This is a genomic window from Thalassospira sp. HJ (assembly GCF_000948415.1).
Lineage (GTDB): Bacteria > Pseudomonadota > Alphaproteobacteria > Rhodospirillales > Thalassospiraceae > Thalassospira.
In genome coordinates, this window is record NZ_JYII01000003.1 from 158,191 (window position 1) to 173,086 (window position 14,896).

A 14,896-nucleotide genomic window follows, 5' to 3' on the forward strand; every position below is an offset into this window, starting at 1 on the left:
ATGAGCAATGCTGTTGAATTCGATAATATCGACGTGATCTTTGGCAACCGTCAGGCAGAATCCTTAAAACTGCTAGACGAAGGTAAAACCCGCGAAGAAATCGCGGCTGCCACAAACAATGTTCTTGGTGTTGCCGATGTCAGCTTTAACGTCCCGGAAGGCGAAATTTGCGTCCTGATGGGCCTTTCGGGGTCTGGCAAGTCATCGCTTTTGCGTTGTGTGAATGGGCTGAATGCCGTGTCGCGCGGATCGCTTCGCGTGCGGGCCGGGGATGACATGGTCGATGTCACGACCTGTGATTCCGCAACCCTTCGCAACCTGCGTCGCAAAAGTGTCGCCATGGTCTTCCAGCAATTTGGCCTGTTCCCCTGGCGCACGGTTGAAGACAATGTCGGTTTTGGCCTTGAGCTGGGCGGTATGGGTCAGTCAGAACGCCGCGAGATCGTGCGTGAAAAGCTGGCCCTTGTCGGCTTGGATAAATGGGCGAACAAATACGCCCATGAACTTTCAGGCGGCATGCAACAGCGCGTCGGGCTGGCGCGTGCCTTTGCCACTGATGCGCCGATCCTTCTGATGGATGAGCCGTTCTCGGCCCTTGACCCGCTGATCCGCAACCGTCTGCAAGACGAGCTGCTTGACCTTCAGGAAAAGCTCAACAAGACCATCCTGTTTGTCAGCCATGATCTTGATGAAGCCATGAAACTTGGCAATTCGATTGCCATTATGGAAGGCGGTTATGTCGTGCAGCACGGCACGCCCGAAGACATCGCGCTGCGCCCGGCAAATGATTATGTCGCCGACTTTGTCGCCCACATGAACCCGGTCAACATCCTGCGCGGTCGGGCGATCATGCATCGCCTGGACAGCAGCCAGAAATCCGGCACCACCGAGTTCCTTCTGGAGGACGCCAATATCCGCGTCACTTTGCAGGATGGCGTGGTGCAGTCGGCCAATAACGGCGAACGCGGCGAGCTCAAGCTGATCAATTATGACGGCACCCTGCCCGACGCGCTGGGCGCAACCGATAACTCGATCGTCTTTGTTGCACAGGATGATGTGCTGCTGAAGGATCTGATTGAAATGCGGTCCGTCACACAGAACCCGGTAATCCTGACCCGTGATGGCAAGGTGTCCGGCACGCTCGGCCGTAAGGAGTTCTTTGACAGTCTGACACAGACGTCTTCGGCGGCGGATTGATTGTCAGGTTATCGAGATCGACAATAAAAAGGCGGCCCTGATCGGGGCCGCCTTTGTTTTATCTGGCAATAGCGTGATACTTAGCCACCCGTTACTGGCGGGAACAGAGCGATTTCGGTGGCCTTGGTCACGTCTGTTTCGGGGGTGGCGTATTCCTGATCCACCGCAACACGGATGATTGCGGGATCGGCGAGCGCGTTGGCGAAGTTCGCCCCACGGCCTGGCAGCCATGCCAGCAGATCGGCAACCGTTTTAACAGATTCCGGCAACTCAACGGTTTCTTCCGCGGTACCGATGCGGTCCTTGACCCACGAAAAATAGATCAGCTTCATCTCAAATCCTGACAGCAAACTTCAATTTGTCCGCATGCTTGCGCAGACGCGCTCGGCAGGCAAGTCTCAATCGTGTGAACGCGCATTATGGATAAACAAAATAGCCATCCGGCGCTGCATCAAGGCGCGCGGTCAGGTTTTCGATAAAGAACCGCTCCGCCCGGCTGAGTGACATGCGCGGGTTGGTGACAAGGTAGATATCAATCGCTGGCGGCTCGATATAGGGCGGCAGACGCCAGAGTTGCCCGCGATCAGTTGCACTTTGCACGACATGGATCGGCAACGGCCCAATGCCAAGCCCCGCATTGATCAGACGCCGGACTTCTTCAAGGTGCGGACTGACGGCGACGACCTTGCCCTTCATGCCTTCCTGTGCACGCAGGACCGCCACCGGGGCGAGTGCGTCGGTCAGTTGGTCGGTCGCGAACGAAACAAAGGCTTCGCTGCGTAAATCGGCCAGTGTCAGATCCTTTTTGCCAAAGAGGTGATGGGTCGGGCCGCAGAAAAAGCCGAAATGTTCGCGATACAGACGTCGATATTCCAGCCTTGGATGGCGTTCCTTGACCAGACAGATGCCAAAGCTTGCCTGTTGCGACAGGACCTGATCCACGACATTGACCGAGGTCGCGACATCGATTTCATAGGTGACTTCCGGGTGGGCGCGATTGAATTCAAAAAGCGCATCATCAAGTGGCGGAAAGACAACGTGACTGGCCAGCCACATGTGCAAATGCCCGGTCAACTGATTGCCGCTGTCAGACATCACATCGGACAAGCGCCGGATGGCACCGCATATTTCGCGGCATTCGTGATAAAGCGCCAATCCCTGTTCGGTGACTTCGAACCGGCCGCGTTCACGGTCAATCAGGCGTGCGCCAATCTGATCTTCGAGCCGTTTAAGCGCGTTACTGACACTCGGCTGGCGCAGCAACAAGCGGTTTGCCGCCCCGGTGATCGAGCGTTCTTCGACAATAACGGTGAAGGTATGCAGCAGGTTCCAGTCGAACTGCCGACGCATTAACTCGTTCATTCCCCTTACCTTTCCGCCATTTCCGACAATGCACATAGTTATTGGCTATGAGATTCATTCTACTTATCTATTTGCGCTATGTGCAAGTCTGGGTTGGAATGCCTCCAACAAATTTCTCAACGGCCAAATAACCGGGTGCGGCAATGACCGCAGATAATAACGGGAGGCATATATGGCCGCAGATGTCGCCGGAGCCCGCAGGACTCCGTGGGTACTGCTATCACCATCACTGGCAACCATCAGCCTGCTGCTGATCGTGCCAATGCTGTTCATTGTCGTTTATTCGTTCTGGTTGCGTACCGCGACCGGTGCGGATCAGGTCGGCTTTTATCTTGATAACTGGATTGAGGTGCTTGGCGATCGTTTTTATCGCGACATCCTGTTCCAGACCTTCCTGATTGCCTTTTACACCACGGTTATTTGCGCGCTTGTCGGCTATGTCCCGGCCTATTTCGTTGCCAATACGCGCATGAAGTCCAAGGCGTTTTTGCTGCTGTTGCTGATGCTGCCGTTCTGGATCAGCTACATCATCCGCACGATGTCCTGGATCAACATTCTGGGCACGTCGGGTGCACTCAATACGCTTCTGATTTCGATGGGCATCATCGATGACCCGATCCAGATGCTTTATAACCAGCAGACCGTGGTGCTGGGCCTTGTGCACTATCTGCTGCCCTTCATGATTTTGAATGTCTATGTCAGCCTTGATGGCATCGACAAGAACCTGACCGAAGCGGCCCAAAGCCTTGGCTGCACGGGTTTTCAGGCCTTCCGTGAAGTCACCCTGCCGCTTTCCCTTCCGGGTCTGGCAGCCGGATCACTGCTGTGCTTTGTGCTGGCTGCGGGCACCTACATCACCCCGATTGTTCTGGGTGGCCCGCGTGATGCGATGTTTGCCAACCTTGTGTTTGAAGCCATCGTCACCCAGCTCAACTGGCCGCTTGGCTCGGCACTTTCGCTCGTCCTGCTGGCCCTTCTGGGCGCACTGGTCGTCATCTACACCCGCTATCTCGGCATCGATCAGATCGCCAAGAGCTTTAAGTGATACCAAGGAGTGTCGATTATGCCCCTTAGAGATCGAGCAAGCGCGCCATCAAGTAGGAAGAAAACTGCAGTCGATGTGGGTCATCGGCGAAGTTTTCTGACGCTCTTTGATGGTGTTCTTGCGCGACCGGCACGGCGTCTTCTCTCATTCCCTGGACGGCGTCGCGATCCGCTTCCGATGCGCCGCATCGCTGCACGAACCGCTTCTAGCCAGAGAATGAGAGAAGACGTCTCTAAGCGGTATAATCGACACTCCTTGGTATCCGGAGAGATATGATGATGTCCGGTTGGTCAGTGATCCGAATTGCCACGATCCTTGTTTATCTGTTCCTGTTTGCGCCGGTGGCGGTTGTCATTCTGTTGGCTTTCAACGCCAATCAGTTCGGCAGCTTCCCGATCGAAGGTTTTTCCTTCCGCTGGTTTGAAGCGCTTTGGAACAATGATGCGATTGTGCGGGCTTTCAAGACGTCTCTGTTGTTGGGTGTACTCACCGCAGCGATTTCGACGACGCTTGGAACCCTCGCAGCACTTGCCATGGTCAGATACGATTTCCCGGGGAAACGGACTATTTCAACCCTTTTGGTTGCCCCAATCCTGATCCCGGAAGTCGTTCTGGCCGTGGCACTCCTGCTGTTTTTGCAGTTTCTTGCCATGCCCAAAAGCTTTGGGCTTCTTTTGATGGGCCATGTGGTCTTTACCCTGCCTTTTGTGGTGCTGGTGGTTCAGGCACGGCTTGTCTCCATCCGTCGCGACGTGGAAGAAGCCGCCATGAGCCTTGGCGCAACACCGGTACAGACCTTCTTTGAAGTGACACTACCGCTCATGTTACCTGCCGTCATGGCCGGGATGCTGTTTGCCTTTACCATTTCATTTGATGACATCACCGGAACCCTGTTCTGGAAGCCCGGCGGTGTTGAAACCGTCCCGACCCAGATCTTTGCCATGCTGCGCAATTCCATCAGCCCGGAAATCAACGCCCTTGGTGCTGTGATGGTGATCTTCACCATTGCCCTGCCGCTGGTTGCGGCATCGATTGCGCGCGTCATGGCGATGCGCAAGGCCGGGTCATCAAAATAGACAGAGCACGCCACGAAGACTTTTTGCAAAACGCGGTTCACCGCCAAGACCAATAACAACAACACCACGAATTCAACGACCAAGAACAAGACCGATCAACGGATAAATCGTATTCTCAGGAGGCCTTAAATGGACGATACCAAACGTTATGAACGCCTACTTACCCGTTTCCGCGATGGCGACATCAGCCGCCGCACTTTCCTGACCGCACTGGGTGCGGCTGGTGTGACTGCCGGCATCACCGGCGGCCCGATGGGCATGCTGGCCCGCAAGGCGATGGCAGCAACCCCGGAGCAGGTCCGTTTTGATGGCTGGGGTGGCGTTGTTTCCGAGGCATTTGAAAAATATGCCTTCGCACCCTACACCAAAAAAACCGGCATTGATGTGGTTTCGGGCACCTTTGGCGGTGCGGACGAATATATCGCCCGTGTCAAAGCCAGCCAGCCGGGTGAGTTTAACCTCGCCCACCTATCGGGTGTGTTTGACTATGCGCGCTATCACGGTCTGGAGCTGACCTCGGAACTGAACGAAGCCAATATCCCGAACCTTGCAAACGTGATCCCGACCCTGGTCGAGCCGCTACGCAAGATCACCGGCGGCACGATTTCAGCAGTTCCGTATGACTATGGCACGACGGGCATTGCCTATAACCGCAAATATATCAGCGATGACGAAGCCAAGGCCAAGGGTGCCAAGCTGATGGTCGATGAAGCCTATAAGGGCAAAATCGGCGGCTGGGGCGAATGGAAAACCCGTATCTGGTACGGCGCGCTGCAGTCCGATCAGGATCCGAACAACATCAAGGACATTGATGCCGTTTGGGACATGATCCGTTCGCACCGTGACCTGACCCTGAAATACTGGTCGTCGGGTGCGGAACTGATGAGCCTTCTGGCCGAAGAAGAAATCTATGTCACCGAAGGCTGGTCGGGCCGCATCAAGGCGCTGCAGGATCAGGGTCATGACATTGGTTATCTTGATCCGGCGGGCGGTCTTGGCTGGCAGGAATGCCTGTTCGTGCTGCGTGGCAGCCCGATGGCCGCTTGTGAAGAGCTTCTGAACTTCATGCTGGAACCGGAAGTGGCGATTGCCGTTGCCGAAGGTCAGAGCTATCCGCCGGCCCTTGATCCGCAGAAGATCGATCTGGGTGAAATCATCCCGACCCTTCCGGCATTCGATCCGAGTGGAACGCTGTCCTCGCTCAGCTTCTTTGATCCGGCTTACTGGAACGAAAACGAAGCTGACTGGTCGAAGACCTTCTCGCGTGTGCAGCGCGGCTACTAAGCCCCGCCTGCATATCGGAACCTGTGTCCTGGCCGCGCACAACCGGCCAGGACACCTTTGCCGCCAATCGTCGGGTGCGGCCCAATTCAGACGGGGACTTTAACAATGGCAGACACGAACAACGCCGTTGAACTGCAAAATGTCGTCAAACGGTATGGTGAATTCACCGCAGTCAAACGCATGGATTTGACCGTGCCAGACAACAGCTTTGTGACTTTCCTTGGTCCGTCGGGCTGCGGCAAGACAACGACGCTGCGCATGATTGCGGGCCTGACCGACATCACCGAAGGCGATCTGATGATCCGCGGCAAACGGGTCAACAGCCTGCCGATCCACAAGCGCAATCTGGGCCTTGTGTTTCAGAACTATGCCCTGTTCCCGCACAAGACGATTTTCGACAACATCGCCTTTGGCCTGAAATACCGCAAGGTGTCCAAGACCGACATAAAGGACAAGGTCAACAAGGCGCTTGATCTTGTGCAGTTGCCCCATGTCGCAGACCGTTACCCCAATCAGCTTTCCGGTGGCCAGCAGCAGCGTATTGCGCTGGCGCGCGCGATTGTGATTGAGCCGGACGTTTTGCTGCTTGATGAGCCGCTTTCGGCCCTTGATGCCAATCTGCGCGAAGAAATGCGTGTGGAGCTCAAACGTATTCAGCGCGAGCTTGGCGTTGCCACGGTCTTTGTCACCCATGACCAGTCCGAAGCCCTTGCCATGTCTGACAAGCTGGTTGTGATGAATAATGGCTTTGTCGAACAGGAAGGCGCGCCCGAAGAGGTTTACAACAATCCGGCATCGGCCTTTGTTGCGGATTTCCTTGGACATTCCAATATCATTGCTGCCAACCTTGGCAGCCCAGATGCCGCCTTTACTCAAGTCGCACTTGAAAGCGGTGAAACCTTGCTGACCACTGACGAGCAGACCGCAAAAGCCAAGGGATCAAAAGACGTGCGCGCCGTGATCCGGGCAGAGAAAATTGACCTTTCCGAACAGAACGGCGCCACCGACGGTGTGATCGCCATCCCCGGCAAGGTCAAAACCGTTGACTATCTGGGCCAACAGGCCCGTTACTTTGTCGAGGCCAATGGCCGCGACTGGCAGGTCATCAATCCGATTGATGCCCACCCCCATCAGGAAGGGGCCGATATCTTCATGCATATCGCCGCCCGAAATTGTGTGTTGTTGCCCGGCCATCAGGACTGAACGTCCAAATTGCAGCCGGTTCAGGAGAGCCACCAGAATGACGCTTGATCCCAAAAGCTCCGTCGGACACAACCGGGAGTCCCGCCTGTTTTATCAAAGCCGGTCCCGCCGCCCGCTGATCGACCGATCCGAGGGCGTCTATATGTGGGATGTTGACGGCAAACGTTATATCGATGCGTCGAGCGGTGCGATGGTCAGCAATATCGGCCATAGCGACCCGCGCGTGGTTGCGGCCATGATGAAGCAGCTTGAAAAGGCAAGCTTCGCCTATCGCCTGCATTTCGAAAATGACGCCGCCGAAGATCTGGCCATGCGTCTTGCCGAACGTGCACCGGGCGATCTTGAGCGCGTCTTCTTTGTTTCCGGCGGCTCCGAGGCGGTTGAAAGCTGCATCAAGCTTGCGCGGCAATATGCGCTGGCCAATGGCGAAGCGCAGCGCACGAAAATCATTTCACGCTTTCCGAGCTATCACGGCGCAACACTGGGCGCACTTGCCATCACCGGCTATACGCCAATGCATGCGCCGTTCGCGCCGATGATGGTTGATCAGCCTAAAATTCCTGCCCCGACCTGTTACCTTGATCGTGATGATTTGAGTGATCATGAGCGTGGCATCAAATATGCCAACATGCTTGAAGCCGAGATCATCAAACAGGGCCCGGAAACCGTTCTTGGTTTCATCATGGAACCGGTTGGCGGGGCGGCTACCGGCGCACTCGTTGCCCCGGACAGCTATTATGGCCGCATTCGCGAGATCTGCGACCAGTATGGCATTCTTCTGATCTATGATGAGGTCATGACAGGTGCCGGTCGTACCGGCAAGTATTTCGCCGCAGAACATTGGGGCATCGTGCCCGATATCCTTGCCGTTTCCAAAGGCCTGGCTGCGGGTTACGCACCGCTTGGTGCGATGATTGCCCCCGATCGTATCGTCGGTCCGGTTCTTGATCATGGCGGATTTATTCATGGCTACACCTATGCCGGGAACCCGTTGGCGTGCGCTGCGGGCAATGCCGTTCTTGATGTGATTGACGAGGACAATCTGCTTGAAAATGCCGCGACCAATGGTGCGGCACTCAAGGACGAACTGACCAAGCTTGCCGAAGACTTTCCGATGATCGGTGATGTGCGCGGCAAGGGATTGTTGCTGGCCATGGAACTGGTCAAGGAGCGCAACAGTATGGAGCCGCTTGAGCCCAAGCACATGGCGGCAGCACGCCTTGTTGATATCGCCTATGACATGGGCCTGATCATTTACTGGCGCCGCACGCGTGGCGGTTATCGTGGCGACCATGTCATGATCTGCCCGCCGATGATCATCACCAAGGAGCAGTTCGACGACATTCTGGTGCCGCTGCGCAAGGCACTGACGGAACTGCAAGACGAACTCGTGATCGCAGGAGCCTTCGCATGAGCCGCAAAGTCATCATCACCTGTGCGATTACAGGATCGGTTCATACCCCGTCCATGAGCCCGAACCTGCCCGTCACACCTGATGAAATCGCCCAGCAGGCGATTGATGCCGCAAATGCCGGGGCATCGATCCTGCATCTGCATGCGCGCGATCCCGAAACCGGCTTTCCAAGCCCGGATCCGGATGTGTTCATGCAGTTCCTGCCAAAGATCAAGGCCGCGACCAATGCCGTGATCAACATTTCGACGGGTGGCGGCATGAACATGAATGTCCGTGACCGTATCCGGGCCGCGCGCGAAGCCGCACCGGAGATGGCATCACTTAACATGGGCACGATGAATTTCGGCCTGTTCCCGGCCCTTGCCGGGCGCACCGAATGGAAACATGACTGGGAACCGGAATTCCTTGAAAGCAGTCGTGACTTTGTTTTCAAAAACACGTTTTCAGACATCGAAACCATTCTGGCCGATCTGGGCGATGCCAATGGCACCCGGTTCGAGTTCGAATGCTATGACGTCGGCCATCTTTATACCCTGGCGCATTTCGTTGATCGCGGCCTGATCAAGGGACCGATATTCATTCAGTTCGTGCTGGGTGTTCTGGGCGGCATCGGAGCTGATCCCGACAACCTTGCCCATCTGAAACGCACCGCCGACAAGCTGTTTGGTGATCAGTACCAGTTTTCGGTTCTGGGTGCCGGGCGCCATCAGATGCCGCTTGGTAGCATGTCGGCCGCCATGGGCGGCAATGTGCGCGTCGGGCTTGAGGACAACCTTTATATCAAAAAGGGCGAACTCGCGCCGGACAACGCATCGCAAGTCCGCAAAATCCGCGAGGTGCTTGACGGGTTGTCGCTTGAAATCGCAACCCCGGACGAAGCACGCGCAATTCTCGACCTGAAAGGCGGCGACAAGGTCGCCTTTTAGGATCGGGATCAGACAACCGAACGACGACGCCACCACCGTTTGACCACATGATGTGAAAGGCGGCAGCGATGATGCATGCCTATTTCTCAGACGATCAGCTTCGCCATCACGGCAAGACCTTCATTGTCGCGGGCGAGAAAAAGCCGATCCCCGAAGTCCCCGAACGTGCGGAAATTCTGCGCCGTGCGGTCGCGCGTCTGGGTCTTGATCTTCATGCCCCCAATGACGCCGGGCTGGCCCCGATTGCCGCCATTCACGATGCGCAATATCTGAACTTCCTGCAGACCATTCACGATGAATGGCAGGATGTCGGAGGTGCAGAACAGGTTATCCCAAACATCCACCCGTTTGATCGCACCGGCCCCTACCCGCGCCATCCTGCGGGCAAGGCTGGCTTTCATCTTGGCGATACATCCTGCCCGGTATCCGTCACGACATGGCAATCCGCCTATGCCAGCGCGCAAACCGCGATTGCCGCGGCCCGACATGTGCGTGATCAGGCGGCCAACACCGCCTATGCGCTGTGCCGACCGCCCGGACACCATGCAAGTGGTAACATCGCAGGCGGCTTTTGTTATCTGAACAACAGTGCGATTGCTGCCGAGGAGCTTCGCCGCAAATATGATCGTGTGGCGATCCTTGATGTCGATCTGCATCATGGCAACGGCACCCAGCATATTTTCTATGACCGATCTGATGTCATGACCCTGTCAATCCATGCGGACCCTTTGGATTTCTATCCGTTTTATTGGGGGCATGCCGAGGAATGCGGCGAGAAGGACGGGCTTGGCTTTAACCATAATCAGCCCCTGCCCCTTGGCAGCGGTGATGACGTGTTCCTTGATGCGCTTGACCGGTCATTGGCAAAGATTGACGATTTCGGTGCGGATGCAGTTGTCATTGCGCTTGGCCTTGATGCATCGCGCGATGATCCGTTTGGCGGGCTGACCGTCAGCCCCGATGGTTTTGCCCGGATCGGCGAAAAAATCGGCACCCTTTCCTGCCCCACCGTTCTCGTGCAGGAAGGTGGTTATGTTAGTGAAACGCTTGCAGAAAACCTTTATCAATTCATCAGCGGCTTTGGCGCGACCACCAAGACCAACACGATTTAAGAAGGCCCCACATGACCCATTCAGACATCCTGATCATCGGCGGCGGTATCGCCGGAATGTCAGCAGCATTCTTTTTGGCCAAGGCGGGTAAATCCGTCACGGTTCTCGAACGCGAAGACCAGCCGGGCTATCACAGCACCGGGCGGTCTGCCGCCCTTTATAGCGAGACCTATGGCCCGAAAATCATCCGCAAGATGTCAACCGCCAGCCGGGCTTTCTTCATCACCCCACCGGACGGTTTTACCGAAAACCCGATCCTGACCCCGCGCGGCATCATCATGACCGCTGCCCCGGGCGAAGAAGCCGAACTCGACGCCATCCTGACCGAAGGGCGCGCCAATGGTGCGAACTTTGTTGAACTCACCCCGGATGCGCTCAAGGAAATCGTGCCGGTCATTCATACAGACCGCGTTGCCAAGGCCGCCTATGAGACGGACGCCATGGACATTGACGTGCATGCGCTTCACTGGGGCTTTATCCGCCAGTTCAAGGCACTTGGCGGTTCGGTTGTCACCAAGGCCGATGTCACCGCGATTGGCAAAGCTGACGGCAAATGGCAGGTTACACTGGCCAAGGGAGATGTTTATAGCGGTGATATCGTTGTCAATGCTGCGGGTGCCTGGGCTGATGACATTGCCACCAAGGCCGGCATCAAACCGCTTGGGATCGTGCCCAAACGCCGCACAGCGGTGATGGTTGGTGTGCCCGCAGACGTCAAACCGCATGGCTGGCCGCTGGTCGCAAGCCTTGATGAGACGCTTTATTTCAAGGAAGATGCTGGTCGTTTGCTGGTATCGCCAGCAGATACTACGCCGACCGAACCGCATGATGTGCAGCCCGAAGAACTTGATATCGCGATTACGATTGATCGCCTGATGACGGCGACCAGCATCGAAGTCCGCCGTCCGGGTGAAAGCTGGGCCGGGTTGCGCAGCTTCTTTGCCGATGGTGATCCGGTTTCAAGCTTTGATCCGGCAGATGACAGTTTCTATTGGCTGGCGGGCCAAGGTGGCTACGGTATTCAGACCGCACCGGCCATGGGCGAATATGCCGCAAGCATCATCACCGGCAAGGGCGTGCCGCCGCAGATGGAAAAGCTTGGCATTAACGAAGATGCGCTTTCGGCCACCCGCCCCACCCTTGTGAGCGGCAAGTAACGCTTGGCATCGGCCGATCAGGAGAAAGACCAATGAGCCAGTTTGATCGTAAATCCTTGCGCGAAGCGGTTTCAAAGCGCACCCAAAATGCGATTGATGATTTGTGTGCGCTTGTGCGTCATGACAGCCAGCTTGGCAGCGAAGCATCCGCGCAAGACTGGATTTCAGACAAGTTTGCTGCGATGGGGCTCGATGTTGAACGGATCAAGATTGACATCAATGCTTTGCGCGATCAGCCGGGCTTTTCCCCGCCGGTAATTGATGGCTATGACGGGCGCGAAAACGTTGTCGGCCTGCATCGCCCGCAAAACCCGACGGGGCGCAGCCTGATCCTTAATGGTCATATGGATGTCGTCCCGACCGGACCGGCCGAACAATGGCGCCACGGGCCATTCACCCCGCATGTAGAGGATGACTGGATCTACGGCCGTGGTGCGGGTGATATGAAGGCCGGGATCATTGCCTATTGCCAGGCGCTGCAGGCGCTGCACGATATCGGGCTTGAACCGGCAGCACCCGTCACCCTGCAATCGGTGATCGAAGAAGAATGCACCGGCAACGGCGCACTCGCCTGCCTGCATGCGGGCTACAAGGCCGATTGCGCCATCATTCCCGAACCGTTTAACCAGACCCTGATGACCGCCCAGCTTGGCGTCATGTGGTTCCAGATCCATGTATCGGGCAGCCCGGCGCATGTTCTTGATACGTCGGCAGGCAGCAACGCGATTGAATCTGCCTTTGGTTTCTTTGAAACCTTGAAGGAAGTCGAGGAAATCTGGAACCACCCGACCCATCGTCATGCGGCCTTTGGTGCGCATGTCCATCCGGTGAACTTCAATCTGGGCAAGATTGAAGGCGGCGAGTGGGCATCGACCGTGCCGCCGGTTTGCACGGCGGATATCCGGGTTGGTTTCTATCCGGGTATGGAACTTGAAAAGGTCCGCGAAACCATCGAGGCCGTCAAACAAAGTGCGCTTGATAACCACCCTGCTTGCAAGGGTGCGAAGATCGAGATCACCTATCGCGGCTTCCAGGCCGAAGGCTGCGAGATGGATATCAATCATCCGATGATGTCGATGATTGGCGATATTCATCAGGAAGTGACGGGCAAGGAGATCAAAAAACTTGCCTCGACCGCGACGACCGATGCGCGTTTCTTCCAGATTTATGGCAATATCCCGGCCACCTGTTATGGCCCCAAGGCCGAACGCATTCACGGGATTGATGAACGGGTTTCGATTGCATCGATGATGGAAGTCACCGAGGTGCTTGCCCTGTTCATTGCCGACTGGTGTGGCGTGCAAAAGCGTGCTAGCTAATCGTCATTATTAAATAAATTATCCAATTGAATCCGAAGGAGAACTTCATGAGCATTCAGCGTCTTCACACCGGCCCGCGCATGAGCCAGGCCGTTGTCCATGGCAACACCATCTATCTGGCCGGTCAGGTTGGTAACCCCGACAGCGACATCACCAACCAGACCAAGGAATGCCTTGAAAAGGTTGATACCCTTCTGGCCGAATGCGGTTCGAGCAAGGAAAACATCCTTTCGACCACTGTCTGGCTTGCCGACATGAAAGACTTTGCAGCGATGAACGCGGTTTGGGATGCATGGGTCCCGCAGGGTCACACCCCGGGTCGCGCATGTGGCGAAGCAAAGCTCGCCACCCCGGATTATCTGGTTGAGTTCATCGTGATTGCGGCCAAGCCGTAAGTCACTTTGACGCATCAGAAAAACGCCTGACACGGGAAACCGGTCAGGCGTTTTTCATTTGTGCCGAATTTCGAAAACTATGTCCGATCCTCGCGGGTGACGATCAGTGATGTCGCCTCAAGCGTTCTGTGCACCGGGCATTTATCGGCAATCTCGACCAATCGTTTCCGGGTGGCGTCATCCAGATCACCGGTGAAGCGAATGATGCGTTCGAACCGGTCGATCTTGCCACCCTTTGTGGCATGTTGTTCGCCGCATTCCGCACAGTCATCGGCGTGAACTTTCTGATGCAGGACTTCGGCCCGGATGGAATCAATATCGATCCCCTTATGATCGGCATACATCCGGATCGTCATCACCGTGCAACTGCCAAGGGCCGTTGACAGATAATCATAGGGCGACGGCCCGCTATCGAGCCCGCCGACCTTTTCGGGTTCATCCGCCAACAGGCGATGTTTGCCCGCCAGCACCATTGACTGGAACTTGCCAAGGCCGGTTTCACGCACAATGACGCCTTCACTAAGCTCCGGCGTTGTCTCCTTCGCATCGGGCAGATAGCGTTTCGCCCAGGCAGCAATCACTGATGCGGCGTAGGCTGCGTCGGCCGGATCGCGCAGCAAATGGTCTGCTTGATCAAGTGAGACGAAGCTTTTGGGATGCTTGGCAGCATCAAAAATCTTACCGGCATTTTCAATCCCGACCGTCTGATCAAGCGGTGCATGCATGACCAGAAGCGCCTTTTTCATCTTGGCGACCTGGGCCGCCAGATCATAACCGCCAAGGTCATCAACGAACTGCTTGCGGATGACGAACGGCCGCCCGCCAAGGCAAACTTCGGCCTCGCCCTTTTCGCGGATATCATCAAGATGATCGGCGAAATTATGGGTGACATGCGTTACATCCGATGGCGCGCCGATGGTCGCAACCGCAGTTGCTTCCTTGATGCGGTCGGCCACGGCCAACACCGCAGCCCCGCCCAATGAATGCCCGATCAGAAGTTTGGGTGCTTCGAACTCATCACGCAGGAAGTCAGCCGCACGTTCGAGATCATCAAGGTTTGAGGTGAAGTTGGTCGAGGCGAAATCACCGCCCGAGCCCCCCAAGCCGGTGAAATCAAAGCGCAGCACACCGATGCCTTCGACCGTGAGCGCCTCGGCAATTTTGCGGGCCGCAATCAGATCCTTGGTGCAGGTAAAGCAATGGGCAAACAGGGCATAGGCCTTGACCGGCCCGGTCGGCAGATCAAGCCGTGCCGCCAGTTCGGCGCCATGCGCCCCTTCAAATGTCAGCTTTATCGGTTTTCCAGGCATTTTAATCCTCCTGACTTTTGCGGGGTAAAATCATACTGCTATTTCAAATCACTGCCGATAGGATCGCATGCAGGGTCGCACAGTAACACGGACAGT

The 14,896-nt window shown here is 56.1% G+C and carries 14 protein-coding genes; 11 read left to right on the top strand and 3 right to left on the bottom strand.

What is annotated here, in order from left to right:
* Positions 1-1,197: a choline ABC transporter ATP-binding protein gene (choV, locus tag UF64_RS01415; RefSeq protein WP_044826906.1), complete on the top strand. Its 1,197-nt coding sequence runs from the start codon at positions 1-3 to the stop codon at positions 1,195-1,197.
* Between the two features lie 80 nt (positions 1,198-1,277).
* Here the strand turns inward: choV and moaD are convergent, their stop codons facing one another.
* A complete protein-coding gene (moaD, locus tag UF64_RS01420; RefSeq protein WP_044826829.1) occupies positions 1,278-1,529 on the bottom strand; it encodes a molybdopterin converting factor subunit 1 in 252 nt (83 codons plus the stop codon).
* 85 nt (positions 1,530-1,614) lie between these two features.
* Positions 1,615-2,559 carry a LysR family transcriptional regulator gene (locus UF64_RS01425; RefSeq protein WP_235284926.1) on the bottom strand — a complete coding sequence of 315 codons (945 nt, stop codon included), beginning with the start codon at positions 2,557-2,559 and terminating at the stop codon, positions 1,615-1,617.
* Positions 2,560-2,731: 172 nt separating this feature from the next.
* On the opposite strand from UF64_RS01425, the gene UF64_RS01430 reads away from it, so the two are divergent.
* From UF64_RS01430 to UF64_RS01475, 10 genes are all read left to right on the top strand, one after another.
* The gene (locus UF64_RS01430) at positions 2,732-3,604 is read left to right on the top strand and encodes an ABC transporter permease (RefSeq protein ID WP_044826830.1); all 873 of its coding nucleotides are present in this window, start codon (positions 2,732-2,734) and stop codon (positions 3,602-3,604) included.
* A gap of 278 nt (positions 3,605-3,882) precedes the next feature.
* Positions 3,883-4,680, top strand: coding sequence for an ABC transporter permease (locus tag UF64_RS01435; protein WP_044826908.1), 798 nt, complete (start codon positions 3,883-3,885; stop codon positions 4,678-4,680).
* 129 nt (positions 4,681-4,809) lie between these two features.
* Positions 4,810-5,964, top strand: coding sequence for an extracellular solute-binding protein (locus tag UF64_RS01440; RefSeq protein ID WP_044826831.1), 1,155 nt, complete (start codon positions 4,810-4,812; stop codon positions 5,962-5,964).
* Positions 5,965-6,069: 105 nt separating this feature from the next.
* Complete coding sequence (locus tag UF64_RS01445) at positions 6,070-7,167, top strand: ABC transporter ATP-binding protein (RefSeq protein ID WP_044826832.1); 1,098 nt, start codon at positions 6,070-6,072, stop codon at positions 7,165-7,167.
* 37 nt (positions 7,168-7,204) lie between these two features.
* The gene (locus tag UF64_RS01450) at positions 7,205-8,581 is read left to right on the top strand and encodes an aspartate aminotransferase family protein (RefSeq protein WP_044826833.1); all 1,377 of its coding nucleotides are present in this window, start codon (positions 7,205-7,207) and stop codon (positions 8,579-8,581) included.
* Positions 8,578-9,507 carry a 3-keto-5-aminohexanoate cleavage protein gene (locus UF64_RS01455; RefSeq protein ID WP_044826834.1) on the top strand — a complete coding sequence of 310 codons (930 nt, stop codon included), beginning with the start codon at positions 8,578-8,580 and terminating at the stop codon, positions 9,505-9,507. The genes UF64_RS01450 and UF64_RS01455 overlap by 4 nt, the downstream gene beginning before the upstream one ends.
* A 68-nt stretch (positions 9,508-9,575) precedes the next feature.
* Complete coding sequence (locus tag UF64_RS01460; RefSeq protein WP_152630573.1) at positions 9,576-10,619, top strand: histone deacetylase family protein; 1,044 nt, start codon at positions 9,576-9,578, stop codon at positions 10,617-10,619.
* Positions 10,620-10,630: 11 nt separating this feature from the next.
* On the top strand, positions 10,631-11,776 hold the full coding sequence (locus UF64_RS01465; RefSeq protein ID WP_044826835.1) for an FAD-binding oxidoreductase: 1,146 nt from the start codon (positions 10,631-10,633) through the stop codon (positions 11,774-11,776).
* A 32-nt stretch (positions 11,777-11,808) separates the two neighbouring features.
* Entirely contained in the window at positions 11,809-13,095 is a 1,287-nt protein-coding gene (locus UF64_RS01470) for an ArgE/DapE family deacylase (RefSeq protein ID WP_044826836.1), read from the top strand.
* A gap of 47 nt (positions 13,096-13,142) precedes the next feature.
* Positions 13,143-13,490 (top strand): RidA family protein, encoded by a 348-nt coding sequence (locus UF64_RS01475; protein WP_044826837.1) that lies wholly within the window; start codon positions 13,143-13,145, stop codon positions 13,488-13,490.
* A 77-nt stretch (positions 13,491-13,567) separates the two neighbouring features.
* On the opposite strand, the gene UF64_RS01480 is transcribed toward UF64_RS01475, so the two are convergent.
* Positions 13,568-14,800, bottom strand: a complete 1,233-nt coding sequence (locus tag UF64_RS01480) for a bifunctional alpha/beta hydrolase/OsmC family protein (RefSeq protein WP_044826838.1) — start codon at positions 14,798-14,800, stop codon at positions 13,568-13,570.
* Positions 14,801-14,896: the final 96 nt, after the last annotated feature.

Coding starts and splice junctions, on each gene's coding strand:
- choV (WP_044826906.1), top strand. CDS start 1: ATGAGCAATGCTGTTGAATTCGATAATATCGACGTGATCTTTGGCAAC.
- moaD (WP_044826829.1), bottom strand. CDS start 1,529: ATGAAGCTGATCTATTTTTCGTGGGTCAAGGACCGCATCGGTACCGCG.
- UF64_RS01425 (WP_235284926.1), bottom strand. CDS start 2,559: ATGAACGAGTTAATGCGTCGGCAGTTCGACTGGAACCTGCTGCATACC.
- UF64_RS01430 (WP_044826830.1), top strand. CDS start 2,732: ATGGCCGCAGATGTCGCCGGAGCCCGCAGGACTCCGTGGGTACTGCTA.
- UF64_RS01435 (WP_044826908.1), top strand. CDS start 3,883: ATGTCCGGTTGGTCAGTGATCCGAATTGCCACGATCCTTGTTTATCTG.
- UF64_RS01440 (WP_044826831.1), top strand. CDS start 4,810: ATGGACGATACCAAACGTTATGAACGCCTACTTACCCGTTTCCGCGAT.
- UF64_RS01445 (WP_044826832.1), top strand. CDS start 6,070: ATGGCAGACACGAACAACGCCGTTGAACTGCAAAATGTCGTCAAACGG.
- UF64_RS01450 (WP_044826833.1), top strand. CDS start 7,205: ATGACGCTTGATCCCAAAAGCTCCGTCGGACACAACCGGGAGTCCCGC.
- UF64_RS01455 (WP_044826834.1), top strand. CDS start 8,578: ATGAGCCGCAAAGTCATCATCACCTGTGCGATTACAGGATCGGTTCAT.
- UF64_RS01460 (WP_152630573.1), top strand. CDS start 9,576: ATGATGCATGCCTATTTCTCAGACGATCAGCTTCGCCATCACGGCAAG.
- UF64_RS01465 (WP_044826835.1), top strand. CDS start 10,631: ATGACCCATTCAGACATCCTGATCATCGGCGGCGGTATCGCCGGAATG.
- UF64_RS01470 (WP_044826836.1), top strand. CDS start 11,809: ATGAGCCAGTTTGATCGTAAATCCTTGCGCGAAGCGGTTTCAAAGCGC.
- UF64_RS01475 (WP_044826837.1), top strand. CDS start 13,143: ATGAGCATTCAGCGTCTTCACACCGGCCCGCGCATGAGCCAGGCCGTT.
- UF64_RS01480 (WP_044826838.1), bottom strand. CDS start 14,800: ATGCCTGGAAAACCGATAAAGCTGACATTTGAAGGGGCGCATGGCGCC.